Source organism: Acidimicrobiales bacterium, from assembly GCA_040219515.1.
Taxonomy (GTDB): Bacteria; Actinomycetota; Acidimicrobiia; order Acidimicrobiales; family Aldehydirespiratoraceae; genus JAJRXC01.
Genome location: JAVJSI010000016.1, coordinates 18703 through 37425, shown reverse-complemented (window position 1 = coordinate 37425; position 18723 = coordinate 18703). Strand labels below are relative to the sequence as shown.

Genomic DNA, 18723 nt, shown 5'->3' with positions numbered 1-18723 from the left:
CCGGGCGGGCGCTTACAGCGTGTAGCGCATCTGCGACAGCAGGGCCCCAGGCAGCCTCGAGCTGTCGGTCGAACGCTGGTCGTAGGTCGAGGGGTCGAGGATCGTGTCGACCTCACTCGTCAGGGCCTCGAGGTTGTCGCCCAGCATCGAGTAGACCGTGTCGTCGAACCGAAGGACATCGATCGGGGCCACGATCTCACCACCTTCCACCCAGAACGTGCCGAACCGGGTCATGCCGGTGGTGCGACAGCCGGCCCGATCGGAGTAGTTGAGATACCAGAGGTTGCCGACATAGAGCCCCTCGCCGAGCGCCGCCAACGCGTTGCCCATCGGGAGATCACCGCCGGCCACGCTGATGGCGACCGGATACTCCTCGTCCTCGGCGCCGTTGGTGTCGACGTCGTACTCCATGGCCGAGCGTGGCGAGATCAGATGGCCCACGTAGCGGCCCCGATCGATGAGCGGGACACGACCGGGACGCCGGAAACCCCCGCCCTGGAAATCGGGCGATACGCCGCCACCGACGTCCTCGGCGATCGAGACGGTCGGGTGCAGTTCGACACCATCGGTGATCATGCGGAGGAAGGGCGTCTGCGTGGTCTCGTGACTTCGCAGTCCGAACCCGCCCCAGGCGATGAGGTCCACGATCTCGTTGAGCGCGGCCGGGGCCAGGAAGGTGCGATGGTCGCCGGGCGGCAACGGGTGCACCGGGCGGGACAGCGCGTCGAGCTCCGCAACGGAGCGATCCAGCTTGGTCGACAGGGTCGTGGGGTCCCAGTGGGTGCCGGCGTAGCCGCTCTTGGTCGCCTTGTCCCCCTGGTGATACAGCGACCAGTCGACGTTGAAGGTGGTGGCCGAGAACCAGTTTCGCTGGCCCAACGAGTTCGCAAAGCCCCGATAGGTCTCCCCCGCCGCATAGATGCCGACGAGATCCTTCCCGGCGACACCGTCGAGAACGGCGTCGATCGCGTCGGGCGCATCGAGCGCATCGCCCTCGACTCGCCGCTCGCTGCCGTCGAGCTCGGTGGCGTAGAGCAGATGCGGATCGTCGGGCACGGCCGAACGGATCTCGCGCAGCTCGGCCAGCAGTGAACGAACCCGCCCACGGTCCGTGGCCAGATCGCCGGAGAGCGTCAACGAGCCCTCGGCATGGCGACGGCCGAGGATGAGGTCGCAGGTCAGCTGGGCCTGTCGGACCGAACCGGCCTGGCGGATCGCGGCATGGTTGAACCGGACGAAGTCGGAGGTCTCTCCCGAGATGTTGACGAGCAGAACCTCGTCGCCCTGCAGGGCGGCCACCGCATCGTCGTGCACGGCCTCGAAGTGGGTCCGGGCATCGGCGCTCACTCTGCGCCGCCGAACACCTCGACCGCCGAGAACCGGCAGTGGGGCGAGGCATGCCCGACCCGGATCTGCTGGTTGGGCTCACCCTTTCCGCAGTTGCCCACGCCCATCACCCGCAACGAGTCGGTGTCGCCGACGCCGGTCAGGTTCCGCCAGAACGTGGCGGAGATGCCGCGATAGTTGGGGTTGCGGACGACGGCGCCGAGCTCACCATCGACGATGAGCCGGCCGAGCTCGCAGCCGAACTGGAACTTGTTGCGGCTGTCGTCGATCGACCAGCTGACGTTGGTCTCCATGAGCACGCCGTGCTCGATCCCACCGATGAGATCGGCCAGCGCGGTGTCGCCCGGCTCGACGTTGAGGTTGGCCATGCGGTCGATGGGAGGTCGATTCCAGCTCGACGCGCGGCTGTTCGCGACACCGTCCATGCCCGCTCGATGCTGGGAGATCGCCCCGCCGAGGGGCCGCTGGAGGATGCCGTCGCGGATCAGGTGGGTGCGCTCGGCCGGCGTGCCGTCGTCGTCGAAGCCGTAGGACGCAAGCTGCCCCGGCACGGTCGGATCGAACGTGACGTTGAGCAGTTCGCTGCCGTACCGATAGCTGCCGAACATGTCGGGTGTCACGAAGCTCGTACCGGCGTAGTTGCGTTCGTCGCCCAGGATGCGGTCGAGCTCCAGCGGGTGACCGATCGACTCGTGGATCTGCAGCACCATCTGGTCGGGCGCCAGGATCAGGTCCATCGTGCCACTGGGACAGTTGGGCGCGAGCAGGAGCTCGATGGCCTCCTCCGCGATTTGCGCCGGTGCATCGGAGAAGCCGTGGCGTCCGAGCACCTCGGCGCCGCCCTGGCCCACCAACGCCGCGCCGCCATAAGTCCGGGACTGGGTGTTGGAACCCTCGTTCGCCGTGGCCCGCAGGTTGGGGAACACCTGCGAGATCTCCTGACACACCCGACCACCGCCGTTGGTGACCAGGAGCGAATGGGTGTGGAACCGGGTGAGCGACGCGCTGCGATCGACGATGCGGTCGTCGCCGCCCATGGCTGCGTCGGCCGCCCGCAGCATCTCGATCTGATCGGCCGGTCCCAGCGTGTCGAAACCGACGTCGATCGGCGAGGCGTAGTCGCCCACCGTGTGAGCGAGGGGCATCCCGTGGACGAGCCCACCGCCGGCCGCGCGGGCCGCCCACTGCCCCGCCTCGTCGACGGCGCGGGCGAGACCGGCCTCGCTCAGATCGCTGGTGGCCGAGTAGCCCGAGCCACCGGCCCTCCAGACAGTGACCATGACCCCCTCGTCGCGACCGGTCCAGATCGGTTCGACCACGCCGTTGCGCACGTCGAGCGACACCGCTCGTTCGTGCATGTAGCGGGCGGACGCGAAGTCGGCGTCGTGGGGCAGGGCCGCCACCAATCGAGCCTCGAGCTGCTCGTCCGGAAACGCCATGATCAGGCCAGGTGTTCGACGAAGGCTTCGAGCTGGCGGAGGTTGCGGACCTCGAAGCAACCGTCGGTGTACTGGGCGTACTCGCCGACGATGGAGTCGCCGGTGTCCCAGTAGGACCGCGGCTCAGGGTTCAACCAGTGCACCTGGCGCGCCTTCTCCTTCATCTCCTTGATGATCCAGCTCTCCGACGCGTGGTAGTTGTTGCGCGCGTCACCCAGAATCATGATCGAGGTGCGGGGGCCGATGTCCTTGCCGTACTTCTCCCAGAAAACGCCGAGCGCGTGGCCGTAGTCGGAGTGGCCGTCGACCCACACGACGTCGGCCTCGGTGTTGACCCGGTGCACGGCCTCGTTGATGTCCTCCACCCCCTCGAAGTAGCGGGTGACCTCGTCGAGTCCGTCGATGAAGACGAACGCTCGCACCTTCGAGAACTGGCCCGAGATGGCGTAGACGAGGTGCAGGGTGAAGCGGGCGAACGCGGCGACCGAACCCGAGATGTCGGCGATCACGAAGATCTCCGGCTTGTGGGGCTTGGGATTGCGGAACTTCGGCTCGGCCGGAACGCCGCCGTAGGACAGCGAGGCCCGCACGGTGCGCCGGAAGTCGAGGGGTCCCTTGCGGCCGTGACGACGTTTGCGCTGGAGCCGGGACGCCAGCTTGCGGGTGAGCGGGTAGATGGCCTTGCGCAGGCTGGCCATCTCCTCGCGCGAGGCGTGCATGAAGTCGACGTCTTCGGGCAGCGGCTTGCGCAGTGTCTTGGCCATGGCCTCGACGCCGCGATCAGCCACCAGCCGACGGCGGATCTCCGCCTCGATCTCCTTCTGGAGCTGGTCGATACGGGTCTGGTATTCGTCGCGCTGGAGGCGTTGCTCGAACTCCGAGGCTTCGCCCTCGTCGTTCTGCTCCTGTTCGAGCAGGCGTTCGAGCACGCCCTCGAGGTCGAGGTTTCGCAGGGTGCGGTAGAGGTAATAGGTGCCACCGACCGGCCGCCCGGGCTCCATGCCCGCGTAGCGTTTCACCGACTGGCGGGCCACGCCGCGCATCATCTGCTGATCGCCCCGCATGAGCGCCTGGAACAACATCTCGGCCAGCTCCTCGGGCGTGAGGTTCTCTCCCCCGCCGCCGCCCTGCTGGTCGCCGGCGCCTTCCTGGCCCTCTTCGCCCTCGTCGTCCATCTCGGGCAGGTCGTCGGCACCGTCGCCGATCGAGTACTCCTGGCCCCGCAGCGAGAAGTAGACCTCGAAGACCGTCTCGAACGCCTTCCAGTGGTTGGCGTGCTTCACCAGCGTGGCGGCGAGCGCGTACTTGAACGTCTCGCGCTCGCCGATGGGGACGTGGCGCACCGCCTCCATCGCGTCGAGGTTCTCGGTGAGCGATACCGGCAGACCGGCATTGCGCAGCTCGACGATGAAACCGTTGAGCAGTTCGAGGATCGGGTCACCCAGCTCGGGCGGAACGGGCTCGGTGACGGCCACGGCTCAGACCGTGACGCCGTCGGCCGTGCTGAGTTCCTTGACGGCCTTGGTGATGTCGCTCTGGTACTTGAGCAGGATGTTGATGGTGTCGGTGGCCGTCTTCTCGTCGATCTTCTCGACGCCGAGCAGCACCAGGGTCTTGGCCCAGTCGAGGGTCTCGGACACCGACGGGTGCTTCTTCAGCTCGATCTGGCGGATCGAACGGACGACGCGAGCGACCTGATCGGCCAGATTCTCGGTGATGTCGGGCACCTTCGTGAGCACGATCTGCTTTTCGCGGTCGATGTCGGGATAGTCGACGTGGAGGTAGAGGCAGCGCCGCTTCAGCGCTTCGGACAGCTCACGGGTGTTGTTCGAGGTGAGGAACACCAGCGGGATCTGCTTGGCCTCGATCGTGCCGAGTTCGGGAATCGACACCTGATAGTCGGACAGGATCTCGAGCAGCAAGGCCTCGGTCTCGACCTCGACCCGGTCGACCTCGTCGATGAGGAGCACGACCGGTTCGTCGGCCGTGATCGCCTCGAGCAACGGCCGGGTGAGGAGGAACTCGTCGGAGAAGATGTCGTCGGAGATGTCGGCCCAGTCGTGATCGTCGCCACGTTCGGTCTGGATGCGCAGGAGCTGCTTCTTGTAGTTCCACTCGTAGAGGGCCTTGGCCTCGTCGAGACCCTCGTAGCACTGGAGGCGGATGAGGCGGGCGTTGCAGATCTTGGCGACGCTCTTGGCGAGCTCGGTCTTGCCGGTGCCGGCCGGCCCCTCGACCAGGATCGGCTTCTGGAGTCGGTCGGCGAGATACACCACGCCGGCGATGCCCTCGTCGGAGAGATAGTCGACCTTCTCCAGGTCGGCCTTGACGGAGGCGACGTCTTCGAATCGATATGACATGACTGCCCACGTTAGCGGGCGTTAACCGTGGTCCCGTAACCGATTTCGGCCACACCGCAGCGGTTCGGCCCCCGTCAGCCTCGAACCTGGCCCTCACCGCGGACGATGAACTTGCGGGTGGTGAGCTGCTCGAGACCCATCGGGCCGCGGGCGTGGAGCTTCTGGGTGGAGATGCCGATCTCGGCGCCGAAACCGAACTCTTCGCCGTCGACGAAACGCGTGGAGGCGTTGACCACCACCGCAGCCGCGTCGACTTCCCTGGTGAAGCGATCGGCGGCCGCGATGTCGCCGGTGATGATCGCCTCGCTGTGACCGGTCGAGGTGTCGTTGACATGATCGATCGCCTCGTCGAGGTCGGCCACGATCCGCACACTCATCTTCAGGTCGAGGAACTCGGTGGCGTAGTCGGCGTCGGTGGCCGGGCCGATCGAATCGACCAGGCCCTGCGACGCGTCGTCGCCCACCAGTTCGACCCCTTCGAGGGCCCGAGCGACCATGGGAAGGAACCGGTCGGCCACGGCGGCGTGGATCACCAGCGACTCGGCCGCGTTGCACACGCCGGGCCGTTGGGTCTTGGCGTTGACGACGATGTCGCGAGCCATGTCGAGGTCGGCCGCGGCATCGACATAGACGTGGCAGTTCCCGGCGCCGTCGATCACGTAGGGCACCGTGGCGTTGTCGAGGATCGACTGGATCAGGGCCGGTCCGCCGCGGGGAATGAGGCAGTCGACGAGGCCCCGCTGCTGCATGAACTCGACGGCCGCCTCACGACGCACGTCGTCGACCACCAACAGCGCGTCCTCGGGCAGGCCCGCCTTGCCGAGCGCCTCGCGCAGCACCGACGAGATCGCCATGTTCGAGTCGATCGCCGACGACGACCCCCGCAGGAACGCGGCGTTGCCCGACTTCAGGCAGAGTCCGAAGGCATCGCTCGTGACGTTGGGGCGGCTCTCGTAGATGATGCCCACCACCCCGAGCGGCACGTGGACCCGCTCGATCCGCAGACCATTGGGGCGTACCCAACCGTCGCTGATGCGCCCCACGGGATCGGCGAGCGCCGCGACCTGGCGCAGCCCCGCTGCCATGCCCTCGATCCGTGCCTCGTCGAGCCGCAGACGGTCAACGAGCGGCACCGCCATCTGATCGGCTTCGGCCCGGGCGACGTCGAGCGCATTCGCCTCGATGACCGACTCGGCGTTGGCGACGAGAAGATCGGCGGCGGCGTGCAGGGCGGCATCCTTCTCGGCCGTCGACGCCACCGCCAGGGCCCTCGACGCGACCTTCGCCCGGGCTGCGAGCTGAGGAACGGGCGTCGGCGTCTGGGCAGGAGTCGGCATCACGAGGCCCCAGGGTAGCCGTGGGCAGGACTAGCCTCGCAGCAGTGTCGCGTCGTCTCGAACCCACGGTCTTCCTGGCCATGATCTCGCCGGTCACGGTGGCGCTCGTCGTGGGGCTCGGCGCGCTGGCGCTCATCCTCAGCGGCTCCTGGGCGGCGGCGGTCGCCGTCGGTGTCGTCGCGTGGGTCGCCCGCGTCCTGCTCGCGACTCGCATCGCGAAACGGGTGAAGGGACTCGAGCGACGTATCGATCCGTTCGCCCTGCGCGAGCCGTGGCGCTTCTTCGTTCGTGATGCCCTCAACGCCCGTCAGCGTTTCGGCGACGCCATGCATGCGGCCGAGTCGGGTCCGCTCGAGGCCCGGCTGCGGGAGATCGGGGCCAATCTCGATCAGGCCGTCACCGTCACCTGGGATGTGGCGCAGCGGGGCCAGCAGATCACCGACGCCCGCCGCCGCATCGACGTCACTGCGCTGGAGCGCACGATGGCCGCCACACCGAGCGACGACGCCCGTCACATCGCGGCGGCCGCCCAGAAGGAGAGCCACGATCGACTGCGGGCCCGCGAGGAGCAGACCCGCGAGCGGCTCGAGATCCTCGATGCCCGCCTCGCCGAGACCATCGTGCGGGCCGATGAGCTCGCGACCCGCACGGGTGGCGCCATCGAACTCGACGAGATCGCCGGTCAGGTCACCGGCATGGTCGACGAACTGGACTCGTTGCGGATTGCGCTCGATGAGGTCGGGAACGACACGTGAGCGAACCCGAGTGGCGCGCTCGGAGACCGGCGCGGTCACGAGCGCTGAGCGGGTCGGCCCTCGTCGCCGGCGGGATCGGGCTGTCCCGCGTCGCCGGCCTGTTGCGCGAGATGGTCACGTCGCGCGTCCTCGGTCTCTCGCTCGCCGCTGACGCGTTCGCCACGGCCGCCCGCATTCCCAACCTGCTCCAGAACCTGCTGGGTGAGGGCGTGCTGTCGGCCAGCTTCGTGCCCGTTTACAGCCAGATGCTCGACGATGACGACGAGGCCGAGGCCAACCGGGTCGCCGGCGCCGTGGGTGCACTCCTCCTGATGGTGACCGGTGTCGCCGTGTTGATCCTGGTCGTCGCGGCCCGACCGATCACCGGAGTTCTCGCCCCGGGCCTGGCCGACGAGACCTTCGAGCTCGCGGTCAGCCTCACGCAGATCATGGCCGTGGGAGTCGGGTTCCTGGTGATGTCGGCCTGGTGCCTGGGCATTCTCAACAGCCACCGCAACTTCTTCCTGCCCTACGCCGCGCCGATCGTCTGGAACGCCGCCCAGATCGTCGCCGCCCTCTTCATCTGGTGGCGCGGCTGGTCGCTCGAGGACGCGGCCCGCGGCCTCGCCATCGCGGTGACCGTCGGCGGACTTCTCCAACTGCTCATCCAGCTGCCCACGGTGACCGCCCTCGCCCGCGGCCTCCGGCTACGCCCCGACAACCACCACTTCGCGGTCAAGGAGATCCGTCGACGGTTCGCACCTGCGGTCCTCGGCCGCGGCGTGGTGCAGATCTCCGCCTATCTGGATCTCTTCCTCGCGACCTTCCTCGCCGCCGGCGCGGTCGCCGCACTGTTCAAGGCCCAGATGCTCTACACGCTGCCCGTCTCGTTGTTCGCCATGAGCGTGGCCGCGGCCGAACTGCCGGAGATGTCCCGCCTCGTGGGTGACCCCGAAGCGCTCGTCGCCCGCACCCGACGCAGCCTGGACCGCATCGCCTTCTGGATGCTGATGGCGGCCTTCGTGATGATCGCGGCGGGCGACCTCGTCGTGGGCGTGTTGTTCCAGGGTGGCGAGTTCGACGCCACCGACGGGGTCCTGGTGTGGTTCATCCTCGCGGCCTACGCCCTCGGTCTGCCGGCCATCGGTGCGAGTCGCCTGCTCCAGAACACCTGCTACGCCGTGGGCGACACCCGGGGCCCTGCTCGCATTGCGGCGATCCGGGTCGGCATCGCCGCCACCGTCGGGGTCGTCGTCATGTTCCCGCTCGATCGCGTGCTCGTCGGCCCCGACGGACTGCTCGGCCTGGGCGATGTCGCCGCCTTCGGTCCCCTTGACGAGGTTCTGCGGGGCGCCGGCGGTCCGGTGCGCCTCGGCGCGGTCGGCCTCGCCATGGGCTCCGCCATCGGCGCGTGGGTCGAGCTCACACTCCTGTCCGCGCTCGTTCGTCGCCGGGTGCCCGGTATCGCCGACCCGCGACGCTCGCTCGTCGGACCGGCCGTCGCCGCGGCGGGAGCCTTCGTGCTCACCGCGGCGATCAAGCTCGTCGCCGCCCCCCTACCGTTGTTGATCGAGGCAGTCGTGGTCGGCGCGGTCGCCGTGGCCGCCTACGTGATTCTCTGCTTCCGCACCGGGGTTCGCAGCGCCGACCTGATCCTGCGGCCCGTTCGCCGCATGATCTGGCGTTGATCGACGCAACGCCGGCCGCTCGGCCAACTAGCATCGGGAGATGCTCAAGTACCTGAAGAAGCGCTGGAACTACATCGTCGCCAAGCTCAGCGGCAGTTTCGAGGAGTCCGCCGACCCCAAGGTTCAGCTCGAGCAGGCGATCACCGAGGCCAAGGACCAGCACAAGCGCCTCAAGCAGCAGGCCGCCAGCGTCATCGCCAACCAGAAGCAGACCGAGCTGCAACTCAACCGCCAGCTCGAAGAACTCGAACGGGTCAACGCCAACGCCCGCCAGGCCGTCACGATGGCCGACAGCGCCTACAAGACGGGTGACGAGGAGAAGGGCGCCCGCTACACCAATGCGGCCGAGCAGTTCGCCAACCGCCTGCTCACGCTCGAACAGGAGATCGACAGCCTGAAGAGCCTGCACTTCCAAGCCGCCGAGGCCGCGGAACAGGCCAAGGCCGCCGTCGAACAGAACAGCGACCTCCTCCAGAAGAAGATCAGCGAGAAGCAGGCGCTGCTCAGCCAGCTCGATCAGGCCAAGATGCAGGAGAGCGTCAACACGGCGATGGCCACACTCTCCGAAGCAGTCGGCGAGGACGTCCCCACGTTCAACGAGGTCCGCGACAAGATCGAGGCGCGCTACGCGAAGGCCAAGGCCAGCGCCGAACTCACCGAAGGCAACGTCGAGACCCAGATGCTCGAGATCGAAAAAGCCGCCCGCAACGTCGAGGCGCAGGGCCGCCTCGACAGCATCAAGGCCGAACTCGGCATCGGGACCACGCAGACCCCAGGGGAACTCAACGAGTGATCGCCCCTCAGTGGGGCAGGGTCACCAGGTCGTCGGCGTGCACGACGATGTGGGGCGCACCGTCGGGGAGTTCGTCGCTGCGCTGACCGGCGGCCGCCCGTAGCTCGCTCGCCGTGTGACGAGCGAGTCCCTTGGCGAAGATCTCCCCGTCGGTGTCGATCACCTCGACGGGCGAGCCGGCATCGAAGTCACCGACGATGTCCCGGACGCCGGCCGCCAGCAGCGACTTGCCCCGTTCGAGGGCTCGCCGCGCGCCGGGATCGACCACGATCGAGCCCCGGGCCACGACGGAGAACGCGATCCACAGCTTGCGGGCCGGCAATCGGGTCGGTCGCGCGTGGATCACCGTGCCGACTCCGGCCACTCCGGCGACGGCGTCGACGACCACACCGGGGCGGCTCGCGTTGGCGATGACGGTGGACACGCCCGACCAGGCCGCGATCTTCGCGGCGGTGATCTTCGATGCCATTCCCCCACTCCCCCGCGCGGTGCCGGAACCGCCGGCGAGCTCCTCGGTCTGGTGGTCGATCTCGATGATCTCCTCGATGAGTGACGCGTCGGCGTCGACCCGCGGGTCGGCGGTGTGGAGGCCGGCGATGTCGGTGAGCAGGATCAGCTGATCGGCGTCGACGAGATTGGCCACCAGGGCCGCGATGCGGTCGTTGTCGCCCCAGCGGACCTCGTCGTCGGCGATCGCGTCGTTCTCGTTGACGATCGGGATCACGCCGAGTTCGAGCAGACGTCGCAGTGTCTGCCCGGCGTGCACGTACTGCGTGCGCTGGATGAAGTCGAACGGCACCAGCAGCACCTGGCCGGCAATCAGGCCGTGGGTGCCGAGAACCTGCCGATACACCGCCATCAGCGCGCTCTGCCCGATCGTGGCCACCGCCTGCAACGTGATCGTGTCGGTGGGCCGACGCGCGCCGCCCATGCCGATCTCGGGCAGTCCCGCCGCGATGGCGCCCGAGGTGACGAGCACCACCTGATGGCCCTGGGCCCGCACCGCAGCCAGCTCGGCGCAGAGCTTCTCGATTGCCGCTACTGCGATCTCTCCGTTGGCGTCGGTGATCGACGAGGTGCCGACCTTCACGACGATGGTGCGGGTTGTCATCAGCGGGTCAGTCCTCTTCGTACTCGAACGCGAAGTCGCCGATGCGAACCTCGTCGCCCACGGCCACGCCGGCGCGCGCGAGGGCCCGGTTGACGCCCAGCTGTTGCAGGCGGTGCTGGGCGAACTCGAGCGCCTGTTCGTCGGTCAGGTCGCTCAGCGCCACGGCTCTCTGGGCGGCACGCCCGAGCACCTCCCACGACGCGTCGTCGTGGCGGGTGATCTCGATCTCGCTCGACACCGGATGGTGGATGGTGGTCGCCTCCACCAGCGGTTCGTTCTCGCGAGCGTCGGCGACCATCGCAACGAGATCGCCGACGAGCCGGGCCAGCCCGTCCCCCGTCATGGCGCTCACCGTGAACCCGTCGAAGTCGTGGTCGGGCGCCATGTCGGCCCGGCTCCCCACGACGAGGCGGGGCCGCTCGAGCAGGTCGGGCCGATAGTTGCCGAGCTCGGCGAGCAACACGCGTTCCTGCTCCTCCGGCGTGACGCCGTCGTAGGGCGCGAGGTCGAGCAGCAGCAGCAGTGCCCGCGCCCGCTCGACGTGGCGGAGGAACTGATGGCCCAGGCCTTTGCCGTCGCTGGCGCCCTCGATGAGCCCCGGGATGTCGGCCAGCACCATCTCGAAGCCGTCGTCGGTGCGAACCACGCCGAGATTCGGTTCGAGGGTGGTGAACGGATAGTCGGCGATCTTCGGCTTGGCCGCCGAGAGACGGCTGATCAGCGTGGACTTGCCCACGTTGGGAAACCCGACGATGGCGACATCGGCCAGCAGCTTCAGCTCGAGCCGAAGCCAGCGTTCCTGACCGTGTTCGCCCTGTTCGGCGAACGACGGCGCCCGGCGCTTGTTGGACAGGAAGCGGGCGTTGCCCCGGCCGCCCTCGCCGGCCTTGGCCGCCATCCAGCGGTCGCCGTGGTTCGTCAGATCGGCGAGCGGTTCGCGGGTGTCGTGGTCGAGTACGACCGTGCCGACCGGCACCGCGACCTCGAGATCCTTGCCGCGGTGGCCGTGCCGGTTCTGACCACTGCCGTGTTTGCCACTCTCGCCCTTGCGATGCGGGTGATCGCGGAAGGCGAGCAGCGAGGCGACGTTGCGATCGGCCACGAACCAGATGGAGCCGCCGTCGCCGCCGTCGCCGCCATCGGGACCGCCCTTCGCGACGTGGGCCTCGCGCCGGAAGGCGACGCAGCCCGCGCCACCGTCACCGGCCTGCACATTGATGTTGCACTCATCGACGAACGAGGACACACCGCAAGGCTAGGGGGTGGAACCGCCCGGCCCTGGCTCTTCGGCGCCGCCTACTCGATGAGGCGAATCGGATCGCCGGTGACCTCGGCCGACCAGGTCGTCGTGTCCGATGGAGTGCCGGTGAAGGACAACTCCGCGGTGACCCAGCAGCCGAACGGACTGGCGTCGTTGCACGTGTAGCCGACGGGGATGTCGATCACCGCGGTGATCGAGTCGCCATTGCTTCCGCCGTTCCGGAGCTGAGTGTTGTTCGTGTGACTGGCCGCGCAGTTCGAGTCGTTGAGGTCGACGGTAGCTCCGGTGCGAGAGTAGAAGATGAAGTCACAGCTGCCGAACGACCCGAGACCGGAGTCGGACGGGGGCACGAAGGCCACGGTGATGTCCGAGCCGTCGGTGAGGTCGAACACATCGAGGCTGAGCTTCTGACCAGCCCATTCCGGCAGTACCCGAGCGATGTAGAAGCAGGTCGGGCTGCCTGAGCAGGTCGACGGTGCGCCCGGGGGCACGTTCACGAACATCGGCAGGCGGCCGTCGGCCGAGATGGACACACCACTGCCGTAGGAGGCGTTCGACGACGAACCGAAGCCGGCCTTGAGACTGAAGCGGTTGCGCCCCCCTGTGTTGATCGAGGGGTCGCGGAGACTCGGGTTGGTGCTGTCGGCGTTGGTCCGGATCTGCACCACGTAGTCGCCCACGATCGGGCTGTTGATCGTGCAGAGATTTGCCCACTCACGGAAGTAGTCCCGGAAAGCGATGCTCGCTGCCGCAGGTGCGGGACCGGACGAGGCAACCGGCTGGCGTCCGGCGTCGTCGAGCAGGTCGTTCACGAACTCCGCTCGATTGGAAGGCTCGTCGTTGCCCCAACGGGTCCAGCACACGACCGGATTGTCGGTGTTGTCGAAGGGTGTGCCATCGGGTCCCCGCACGATGACGGTCATCTCGAAGTTGCCGCTCAGACCGTTGTCACCCGGGCACCATGCGGCACCGCCGGGATTTCCCGCCCCGCCACGTTCGTAGCGCTCCTCCGGATAGTCCGCGAGACCGCTGGTGTTGGCCGTGTACCAGGGCTCCGCTGCGACGGTCCCGTCGTTGAAGAGGTAGCCCACGCTGCAGAGATCCTCGTAGTCGTGGTGCACGGGGTCGAACATCTCGAAATTCAGCGGTGCCGCCTGTACCGCATCGACCGACACCGTGAAGTAGTAGCCGTCGGGTGCGTACTCGTCGTTCACGTTGCCGGAGCAGAAGATCGAGCTGCCGCACACTTCGGTGTGATACCGATCACCTGATTGCTTCGTCGTCTGCGGGCCGAACGTCGCCAGCCACAGGTTGGGACTGTCACCTTCGATGGGATCGTTGCCCAGGAAGTTCTCGGGGCTGCCCATCGGCACACTCTTGACGTATTCGGAGGTGGACAGGCGCCCGATGGACACGTTGTCAACGAACAAGCCGGCGAAGTAGAGATCCGCGTCGGTGTCGGTGATGCGCACCGACAACTGGTTCGTACCGGTGTTGAACACCTCGACGGTCACCCCGTCCACGCCGTGGGTGAAGCCGTTGCGCGACGCCGCGGCGCGCGCCTCGGCCTGTGCCTGGGTGAAGTCGGGCTGCCAGACGACGCCGGCGAGCGACGCAGCATCAGCCGCGCGTTGCAACGACGAGGCCCGGGAGTACCACGCACCGACGTCGATGGCGAAACCGGCGAATCCCATGAGCGGAACGAGAACCAGTGCGGTGAGGACCGCGGCGTAGCCGAAGTCCTTCCTGGCGACCCGGGCGCTACGAGCGGCGTCGGCGATGCGGGCGTGACGGTTCATCGTGGCTCCACTCTCATGACCGTTCGGTCGGTGATCGTCACCCCGTCACCGGGAATCAGTCCGGTGATGAAGTCGCGTTGTATTCGTATCCAGACACCCACGACAGTCGTGCCGGCCCCCTGGCTGTTGCTGCGACTCTGTGGACAGAAATTGGTCGCCCAACCGCTCGCGCAAGTTGCGTCGTCGGGGAACTCAGCGCAGGCGGAGGGCTTGCAGCTGATACCGGAGATCGCGTCGAGCTGGGCGGCGCTGTAGTAGTTGCAGCGCCCGGGTCGCGGAATCGGGTCACCGGCCGCATCGAAACAGCTCGAATGGGGCTCGCCGTCGGCCGCCGACGCCTCGTAGATGAGCACCCCTTCGATGTTGAGATTGTTGAGACCCGACATGCCGGCGTCCAGGGCGAGCAACGCTTCGTAGTCGGCGAGGTGATCGTCGCCGAGGTTGGATGCCACACGGGCCGCGGCACGGGTCGACGCCGATGCGGTCAGGTCGTCACGCCACAGCATCCCGTACTCCACGATGCCGCCGAGGATCAGGGCGAGAAGTGGTGCCACGATGGCCATCTCGACCATCGCCACACCGCGTTCACCGCGAGCGCGCCGCTCGGTGAGCGATCCCCGGAACAGACGACGGCAGCGGTTGATCATTGGTCCTGAGGCTCCACTTTGAGAATGAGTTGATCGTCGAGGTCGATCGACGATCCGAACAGCCCGGTGATGTACGTGTGGGTCGTCGTGATCCACACACCGACATAGTCCAGGCCCGTGCCGACGGAGACCTCCCGGTCCGTCGGACACCACGCGTCGTCGGGCGCGTTCGGCGTCACGGTCGAGGCGCCGTTACAGCCGAACTCATCGGCGGCCCGGGTGAAATCACTGGCGGTGTAGACGTTGCACAGATCGGTCTGGGAACCGCCAAGGCACGACGGGTCGGGAGTGTCACCGGGCCCGGTCGCCTTGAACACGATGATCTGTTCGATGGCGTCGTCGGGCAAGGATGCGGAGGCCCGCGCGATCGCCCGCAACATCCGATAGTCCGCATCGCCGGCATTGCCTGCGACGCTGACCTCACGGGCGCCGTCTCGAGCGGCGTTGGCCACCGTCAGATAGTCACGAAAGGCGAATCCGAACTCGAAGATGCCGAAGAGGAAGAGCATCAGGACAGGCGTGATGATCGCGGACTCGACAAGCGTCGCCCCTCGTTCTCCCTTGCACCGTCGCATGCTCACTGGGCTCCTCCGTGGCCCCCGCGCGAGAGCGCAGAGGTCCTGTTCCATTCTCCTTCGGCACACATTCCGAAGGGCATGAGTCATGTGGACGGATTCTTCGGCCTCTGGGTAGGGCTACCTGGGTCGTCGGGCCCAGGTTCGCTCCCGCGTAGGCTCGGTTGATGGCCTCGACCGACGGATTGACCGAGCGCGAGCGCGAGTGGGGATCGACGATGCACGGCCACGGCGCCGCCGGGGTCGAGGTCGCCCACGCCGACTCACATGCCGCCGTCGAACCCGGCGACGGCCTCGACCGAGCGGCACGCGAAGCCCGGGAGGACAATGCGATGCGGGTCGGAGCCACGCGAAGCCACGGCGCCGGCAACCGGGCGATCGAGGAATCGCCGGACCGCACCCGCACCTGCTTCGAGCGCGACCGCGACCGCATCCTGCACGCCACGGCCTTTCGGCGGCTGGCCGGCAAAACGCAGGTGTTCGTCTTCCCCGACGACCACCAACGCACTCGCCTCACCCACGCCCTCGAGGTCGCCCAGGTCGCCCGCAGCGTCAGCCGCGCACTGGGGCTCAATGTTCCCCTCACCGAGGCGATCGCTCTCGGCCACGACTGCGGGCACGGTCCGGGTGGCCATGCCAGCGAGGACGCGCTGGCGCCGTATCTGGCGAGTGGCTTCGATCACGCCGTGTGGGGAGCCGACGTCACCCTGGCCCCGCTCAACCTCTGTCGCGAAACCCTCGACGGCATCCGCAACCACTCGTGGTCACGCCCGGCGCCGGCCACGCCGGAAGCCGAGGTGGTGAGCTGGGCCGACCGGATCGCTTATGTCTGCCACGACTTCGAGGACGCGGCCACCGCCGGGGTCATCCGGGCTGACGAGCTCGACGAGCTCGTTGTTGCCCGATGCGGGACCAGCCGTCGCACGCAGCTGGCCGCGTTCATCGGGGCGATGATCGACGCCACCGAGCAGACCGGACGCATCGCCATGACCGCCGATCACGCCGAAGCGCTCGCCGCGTTCCGACGTTTCAACTACGAGCGGATCTACCTGCGCCCGGAGTCACGAGAACAGGCCGCTCGCGTCGTCGACATGCTCCAGGGCCTGGTCGAGCACCTCGCGGCCGACGCGACGAGGCTCCCCGCCCGCCTCCTCTCCGATGACTCGGAGGAAGGCGTGTGGAGAGCCTCGGTCGAATGGGTCGCCGGAATGACCGACCGCTACGCACGGCGAGCGGCCGGCGAATGGTTGGGCATGTCGCCCGACGCACTTCCTCGCGGCATCGACTGATGGCGCCGGGAGTTGCGAAGCAACTCCAAGCAACGCGGATCGTTGCCGCTACCCGGGGATGATGTCGACGAGCTTGCGGCCGCGCCGCTGCCCGAACTTCACCTTGCCGTCGGCGGTGGCGAACAGTGTGTCGTCGCCGCCCCGCATGACGTTCTCGCCCGGGTGGATCTTGGTGCCGCGCTGGCGGACGATGATCGCGCCGGCGAGCACCTGGCCGCCGTCGTAGACCTTCACACCGAGGCGCTGGGCGTTGGAGTCACGGCCATTGCGGGTCGACCCGCCGCCTTTTGTCTTCGACATGGGTCAGCCCTTCTTGATGCCGGTGATCTCGATACGGGCCAACGTCTGACGATGGCCGTAGCGCTTCCGGTTGTTCGACTTGTTCTTGTAGACGAACCCGTTGATCTTCGGGCCCTTCACTTCCTCGAGCACCGTGGCGGACACCGTGGCGCCCTTCAGCTGTGCGGGGGTGGCGAGGACGGTATCGCCATCGACAAGCAGGACAGGGTCGAGTGCGACGTCGGTGCCGGGCTCGCCCAGGCGCTCGACGTCGAGGGTCTGGCCCTCTTCGACGCGGTACTGCTTACCGCCGGTCTTGACTACTGCGTACATAGGCGGACAACTTTAGCGGTTCAGCCGAGCATTCCGTCGATCACGACATGGCCGCGTCCGTCACACGTCGGACACAGGTCGGACACCGATTCGAGCAGGCCTTCGCCGATGCGTTTGCGGGTCATCTCGACGAGGCCCAGCTCGGAGATGTCGAACACCTGGGTGCGGGTCTTGTCCCTCGCCAGGGCGGCGCGGAAGGTCTTGATCACCTCGGCACGGTTCTTCGCCACCTCCATGTCGACGAAGTCGATCACGATGATGCCGCCGATGTCGCGCAGCCGCAGCTGGTTGGCCACTTCTTCGGCGGCTTCGAGGTTGTTGCGGAAGACCGTCTCCTCGAGAGAGGACTTGCCGACGTTCTTGCCGGTGTTGACGTCGATCACCGTGAGCGCCTCGGTGCCCTCGATGATCAGCGATCCGCCCGACGGCAACCAGACCTTGCGATCGAGCGCCTTGCGGAGCTGCTCGTCGATGTGTTGGCGCTCGAAGAGGGGCAGCTTCTCGGCGTTCGTGTCGTAGAACTCCACGCGATCGGCCAGGGCCGGGGTGATGCTGCCGACATAGCCGCGAATCTCCTCGTAGAGCGCGCGGTCGTCGATGATGACGCCCCGGAAGTCCTTGGTGAACTCCTCACGGATGATGCGCACCGCGGCTTCGGGCTCGCGGTAGAGCAGCGCCGGTCCGTTGGTCTTCTTGGCGAGCGCCTCGATCTCGTCCCACTGGGCCACGAGGCGGCGCACGTCGCGCTCGATCTCCTCGGAGGTGACGTCTTCCGCGGCGGTGCGCACGATCACGCCGTGGTGCTTGGGCTTCGCCTTGTCGAGAATGGCGCGGAGCCGCTTGCGCTCGCCGTCGGGCAACCGCTTGGAGATGCCGTAGGTCGTGCTGTTGGGCACGAGCACGACGAACCGACCCGGCAGCGACACCTCCTGGGTGAGGCGGGCGCCCTTGTGGGCGATCGGGTTCTTGGTGACCTGACAGAGGATCATCTGCTTGGCCTTGAGGATGTCCTCGATGCGGGCCTGGGGCTTGCGGCTGCCCTTCTCGACATCGTCGGGGTCGTACTGCACGTCGCCGCGGTAGAGCACGGCGTTCTTGGGAGTGGCGATGTCGACGAACGCCGCCTCCATACCGGGCAGCACGTTCTGCACGCGCCCCATGTAGATGTTGCCGTGGATCTGGCTGACGTCGTCGGCCGGCCGCGAGACCTGGTGCTCGACGAGCTTGCGGCCCTCCAGCGTGGAGATCTGGGTGGCCTTGTCGCCCACCGACACACACATCATGTAGCGACCGATGGCCTGACCGTTGCGGGTGCGGCCCCGGCGGCTCTCGAGCGTCTTCTCGTCGAGTTCGACCGCATCGTCGTCGATGATGGCCTCCACCGGGGTGGGACGAGAGCCACGACCGTCGCCGCTGTTCCGGCCGGAACCGCGCTGGCCGCCCTGACGCTGCCCCCCACCGTTCTGGCCGCCGCCACTGTTCTGACCGCTGTTGTTCTGACCGCCCTGTCCGCCACCGCCCTGTCCACCGCGGCCGCGGCCTCGACCGCCTCGGCGCCGTCGCCGCTTCTTCGGGGCGCCGTCGCCGTCGCTCCCGCCAGAGGCTCGAGTGTCGCCGCCGGCGGCTCGGTTGTCGCCGGGGCGGCTATCGCCGACCTGGGGGGCCGGTCGGCTGTCGCCGATCTTGGGCTTGTTGTCGTCGGCCTGTGATTCGGCCATGGGTGAATTCCTT

Annotated in this window: 17 protein-coding genes; 4 read left to right on the top strand and 13 right to left on the bottom strand. The window is 67.6% G+C overall.

The window, feature by feature from the left end:
• Positions 1-12 precede the first annotated feature (12 nt).
• The 5 genes from RIB98_16140 to RIB98_16120 form a co-directional block, all read right to left on the bottom strand.
• Entirely contained in the window at positions 13-1347 is a 1335-nt protein-coding gene (locus tag RIB98_16140) for a metallopeptidase TldD-related protein (GenBank protein ID MEQ8842514.1), read from the bottom strand.
• Positions 1344-2786 carry a TldD/PmbA family protein gene (locus RIB98_16135; GenBank protein ID MEQ8842513.1) on the bottom strand — a complete coding sequence of 481 codons (1443 nt, stop codon included), beginning with the start codon at positions 2784-2786 and terminating at the stop codon, positions 1344-1346. The genes RIB98_16140 and RIB98_16135 overlap by 4 nt, the downstream gene beginning before the upstream one ends.
• 2 nt (positions 2787-2788) lie before the next feature.
• Positions 2789-4261: a VWA domain-containing protein gene (locus RIB98_16130; protein MEQ8842512.1), complete on the bottom strand. Its 1473-nt coding sequence runs from the start codon at positions 4259-4261 to the stop codon at positions 2789-2791.
• Between the two features lie 3 nt (positions 4262-4264).
• Positions 4265-5146: a MoxR family ATPase gene (locus RIB98_16125; GenBank protein ID MEQ8842511.1), complete on the bottom strand. Its 882-nt coding sequence runs from the start codon at positions 5144-5146 to the stop codon at positions 4265-4267.
• Between the two features lie 74 nt (positions 5147-5220).
• On the bottom strand, positions 5221-6483 hold the full coding sequence (locus RIB98_16120) for a glutamate-5-semialdehyde dehydrogenase (protein MEQ8842510.1): 1263 nt from the start codon (positions 6481-6483) through the stop codon (positions 5221-5223).
• A gap of 44 nt (positions 6484-6527) precedes the next feature.
• Here RIB98_16120 and RIB98_16115 point away from each other — a divergent pair, with 44 nt between their 5' ends.
• The 3 genes from RIB98_16115 to RIB98_16105 are packed head-to-tail and all read left to right on the top strand — an operon-like array spanning position 6528 to position 9698.
• Entirely contained in the window at positions 6528-7238 is a 711-nt protein-coding gene (locus RIB98_16115; protein ID MEQ8842509.1) for a hypothetical protein, read from the top strand.
• Positions 7235-8905, top strand: a complete 1671-nt coding sequence (gene murJ, locus RIB98_16110; protein MEQ8842508.1) for a murein biosynthesis integral membrane protein MurJ — start codon at positions 7235-7237, stop codon at positions 8903-8905. The genes RIB98_16115 and murJ overlap by 4 nt, the downstream gene beginning before the upstream one ends.
• A gap of 40 nt (positions 8906-8945) precedes the next feature.
• Positions 8946-9698, top strand: coding sequence for a PspA/IM30 family protein (locus tag RIB98_16105; GenBank protein MEQ8842507.1), 753 nt, complete (start codon positions 8946-8948; stop codon positions 9696-9698).
• 7 nt (positions 9699-9705) lie between these two features.
• On the opposite strand, the gene proB is transcribed toward RIB98_16105, so the two are convergent.
• From proB to RIB98_16080, 5 genes are read right to left on the bottom strand one after another with little or no spacing between them, the layout of a single operon-like run.
• A complete protein-coding gene (gene proB, locus RIB98_16100; protein ID MEQ8842506.1) occupies positions 9706-10809 on the bottom strand; it encodes a glutamate 5-kinase in 1104 nt (367 codons plus the stop codon).
• Positions 10810-10816: 7 nt separating this feature from the next.
• Positions 10817-12055 carry a GTPase ObgE gene (obgE, locus tag RIB98_16095; protein ID MEQ8842505.1) on the bottom strand — a complete coding sequence of 413 codons (1239 nt, stop codon included), beginning with the start codon at positions 12053-12055 and terminating at the stop codon, positions 10817-10819.
• Positions 12056-12105: 50 nt separating this feature from the next.
• Positions 12106-13869 (bottom strand): Tad domain-containing protein, encoded by a 1764-nt coding sequence (locus tag RIB98_16090; protein MEQ8842504.1) that lies wholly within the window; start codon positions 13867-13869, stop codon positions 12106-12108.
• A complete protein-coding gene (locus RIB98_16085) occupies positions 13866-14516 on the bottom strand; it encodes a pilus assembly protein (protein MEQ8842503.1) in 651 nt (216 codons plus the stop codon). Before RIB98_16085 ends, RIB98_16090 begins: the two co-directional genes overlap by 4 nt.
• Positions 14513-15091 (bottom strand): TadE/TadG family type IV pilus assembly protein, encoded by a 579-nt coding sequence (locus RIB98_16080; protein MEQ8842502.1) that lies wholly within the window; start codon positions 15089-15091, stop codon positions 14513-14515. Before RIB98_16080 ends, RIB98_16085 begins: the two co-directional genes overlap by 4 nt.
• Positions 15092-15258: 167 nt before the next feature.
• Between RIB98_16080 and RIB98_16075 the strand changes: the two genes are divergently transcribed.
• Positions 15259-16380 (top strand): HD domain-containing protein, encoded by a 1122-nt coding sequence (locus RIB98_16075; protein ID MEQ8842501.1) that lies wholly within the window; start codon positions 15259-15261, stop codon positions 16378-16380.
• A 48-nt stretch (positions 16381-16428) separates the two neighbouring features.
• Here the strand turns inward: RIB98_16075 and rpmA are convergent, their stop codons facing one another.
• The 3 genes from rpmA to RIB98_16060 are packed head-to-tail and all read right to left on the bottom strand — an operon-like array spanning position 16429 to position 18710.
• Positions 16429-16680: a 50S ribosomal protein L27 gene (rpmA, locus tag RIB98_16070; protein ID MEQ8842500.1), complete on the bottom strand. Its 252-nt coding sequence runs from the start codon at positions 16678-16680 to the stop codon at positions 16429-16431.
• Between the two features lie 3 nt (positions 16681-16683).
• Positions 16684-16992: a 50S ribosomal protein L21 gene (gene rplU, locus RIB98_16065; protein MEQ8842499.1), complete on the bottom strand. Its 309-nt coding sequence runs from the start codon at positions 16990-16992 to the stop codon at positions 16684-16686.
• A gap of 20 nt (positions 16993-17012) precedes the next feature.
• Positions 17013-18710, bottom strand: a complete 1698-nt coding sequence (locus tag RIB98_16060) for an Rne/Rng family ribonuclease (GenBank protein ID MEQ8842498.1) — start codon at positions 18708-18710, stop codon at positions 17013-17015.
• Positions 18711-18723 lie beyond the last annotated feature (13 nt).

What these genes read in the sequence shown, in the direction of transcription:
- RIB98_16135 (MEQ8842513.1), bottom strand. Translation starts at nt 2,786, where the DNA reads ATGGCGTTTCCGGACGAGCAGCTCGAGGCTCGATTGGTGGCGGCCCTG.
- RIB98_16125 (MEQ8842511.1), bottom strand. Translation starts at nt 5,146, where the DNA reads ATGTCATATCGATTCGAAGACGTCGCCTCCGTCAAGGCCGACCTGGAG.
- RIB98_16120 (MEQ8842510.1), bottom strand. Translation starts at nt 6,483, where the DNA reads ATGCCGACTCCTGCCCAGACGCCGACGCCCGTTCCTCAGCTCGCAGCC.
- RIB98_16105 (MEQ8842507.1), top strand. Translation starts at nt 8,946, where the DNA reads ATGCTCAAGTACCTGAAGAAGCGCTGGAACTACATCGTCGCCAAGCTC.
- proB (MEQ8842506.1), bottom strand. Translation starts at nt 10,809, where the DNA reads ATGACAACCCGCACCATCGTCGTGAAGGTCGGCACCTCGTCGATCACC.
- RIB98_16090 (MEQ8842504.1), bottom strand. Translation starts at nt 13,869, where the DNA reads ATGAACCGTCACGCCCGCATCGCCGACGCCGCTCGTAGCGCCCGGGTC.
- RIB98_16085 (MEQ8842503.1), bottom strand. Translation starts at nt 14,516, where the DNA reads ATGATCAACCGCTGCCGTCGTCTGTTCCGGGGATCGCTCACCGAGCGG.
- RIB98_16080 (MEQ8842502.1), bottom strand. Translation starts at nt 15,091, where the DNA reads ATGCGACGGTGCAAGGGAGAACGAGGGGCGACGCTTGTCGAGTCCGCG.
- RIB98_16075 (MEQ8842501.1), top strand. Translation starts at nt 15,259, where the DNA reads ATGGCCTCGACCGACGGATTGACCGAGCGCGAGCGCGAGTGGGGATCG.
- rpmA (MEQ8842500.1), bottom strand. Translation starts at nt 16,680, where the DNA reads ATGTCGAAGACAAAAGGCGGCGGGTCGACCCGCAATGGCCGTGACTCC.
- rplU (MEQ8842499.1), bottom strand. Translation starts at nt 16,992, where the DNA reads ATGTACGCAGTAGTCAAGACCGGCGGTAAGCAGTACCGCGTCGAAGAG.
- RIB98_16060 (MEQ8842498.1), bottom strand. Translation starts at nt 18,710, where the DNA reads ATGGCCGAATCACAGGCCGACGACAACAAGCCCAAGATCGGCGACAGC.